Raw genomic sequence first — 1,785 nt, 5'->3', positions numbered from 1 at the left:
AGGAGAACGACATGGTCGACACGGATCGGATCACGGGCGCCGCGCAGGCGCTGGGCGGCAAGCTGCAGGGCGCGGTCGGCGACCTGACCGGCTCGCGGCGGGACTCGGTCGAGGGCCGCGCCCGGGAGGCGGCCGGGCAGGCCGAGAACCTCTACGGCCAGGCCAAGGACACGGCCCGCGACGCCGCCGAGCACGTCGCCGACACCGCGCGCGACCTCGGCGGCCGGATCCGCAACACGGTCGGCGGCCTCGTCGGGTCCGACGACGTCGAGCCGCGCGCCCGCCGGGCCGCGCACGACGGGTACGAGTCCGCCTCCGACTTCGCCGAGGACGCCTACGCCCGCGGCCGCCACGCCCTGCGCCGCGGCTCCCACGAGGTCGGCGATCAGGTCGCCGCGTACCCGCTGGCCTCCCTGCTCGTCGCCGGCGCCGTCGGCTTCGGCCTCGGCCTCCTCGTCAGCGCCAGCCGCGACTGAGCCGGCCGGCCCCGACCGGGCCCATGAACAACCCTACGAACGACCCGCCAACCGGAGTGACAGCGTGACCATCCAGACGACCACATCCCCCCTCGCCACGGGCGCGGCCCAGGCCGACACGCGCGCGATGCTGCTCAACGAGGTCTCGTGGGGCGCCATCTTCGCCGGCGCGGTCACCGCCCTGGTGACGCAGGTGATCGTCAACCTCGTGGGCGTCGGGGTCGGCCTGGCCTCGGTCGGCACCACGGCGGCCGACACCCCGTCCGCGGCCACGGCCTCGATGGGCGCGGGCCTCTGGTTCGTGGCCTCGGGCATCGTCGCCTCGCTGGCCGGCGGCGTCATCGCCGGCCGGCTGTCGGGCAAGCCGCTGCCCGGAGCCGCCGCCCTGCACGGGCTGGTGTCGTGGGCGGTGACCACGCTGGTGGTGCTCTACCTGCTCACCTCGGCGGCCGGCGGCCTCGTCGGCGGCACGCTGAGCACGGTCTCGGGGGCGCTGGGCGGGGCGGGCAGCCTGGTCGGCGGCACCGTGCAGACCGCCGCCCAGGCGGCGGCGCCGTCGCTGTCGAAGATCTCGAACCCGCTGGACGGCATCGAGCAGCGGGTGCGCGAGCAGTCCGCCGGCCAGGATCCGCAGGCGGCCCGGGACGCGGCGGTGGCGGCGGTGCGGGCGGTGCTGACCGGCGACGCGGCCCAGAAGGAGCAGGCCAAGAGCCGCGCCGCCGACGCGCTGGCCCGGGCCCAGGGCACCTCGCCCGACCAGGCCAAGGCGCAGATCGACGACTACCAGAAGCAGTACGAGCAGGCGGTGGCCACCGCCAAGCAGAAGGCCGAGGCCGCGGCCGTGACTGCGAAGTCGGCGGCCACGCAGGGCGCGTTCTACGCCGCGCTGGCTCTGCTCTTGGGCGGGCTGGCCGCGTTCCTGGGCGGGCGCCTGGGCGCGCCGAAGCCGGTGACGCTGCTGGGCGCCTACGAGACCCGCCGCGCCTGACGCCGCCGTCCTCGGCGCCATCCTCGGCGCCATCCTCGGTCCCCGCCGCCGGCGGGGGCCATCCCCGGCCGGGAGACCGGCCCCCCACCCGCGCAGCAGGAGCACACGATGAGCAGCACGACGGACAAGCTCAAGGGCCTGGCCAACGAGGCGGTCGGCAACGTCAAGCAGGCGGCCGGCCGGGTGACCGGCAACGACCGGCTGGTGGCCGAGGGCCAGGCGCAGGAGCTGAAGGGCGAGGCGCAGAAGACGGTCGGCGACGTCAAGGACGGCGCCAAGTCCCTGGCCGAGACCGTCACCGGACGGCGCTGAGCGCGCCCC

At 76.4% G+C, this 1,785-nt stretch carries 3 protein-coding genes; all 3 read left to right on the top strand.

Annotated features, from left to right (window positions below; all coding sequences use genetic code 11):
• Positions 1-11: 11 nt before the first annotated feature.
• Positions 12-476 (top strand): CsbD family protein, encoded by a 465-nt coding sequence (locus MFF58_RS31565; RefSeq protein WP_238294252.1) that lies wholly within the window; start codon positions 12-14, stop codon positions 474-476.
• 127 nt (positions 477-603) lie between these two features.
• Positions 604-1,464, top strand: coding sequence for a PhnA-like protein (locus MFF58_RS31560; RefSeq protein WP_279602822.1), 861 nt, complete (start codon positions 604-606; stop codon positions 1,462-1,464).
• Between the two features lie 108 nt (positions 1,465-1,572).
• A complete protein-coding gene (locus MFF58_RS31555) occupies positions 1,573-1,776 on the top strand; it encodes a CsbD family protein (RefSeq protein ID WP_238294249.1) in 204 nt (67 codons plus the stop codon).
• The last annotated feature ends 9 nt before the right edge of the window (positions 1,777-1,785 follow it).

The organism is Methylobacterium longum, from assembly GCF_022179385.1.
In the GTDB taxonomy this organism is placed as follows: Bacteria; Pseudomonadota; Alphaproteobacteria; order Rhizobiales; family Beijerinckiaceae; genus Methylobacterium; species Methylobacterium longum.
Note: the sequence above shows the minus strand (reverse complement) of the source record. Positions and strands in the feature narration are given on the sequence as shown.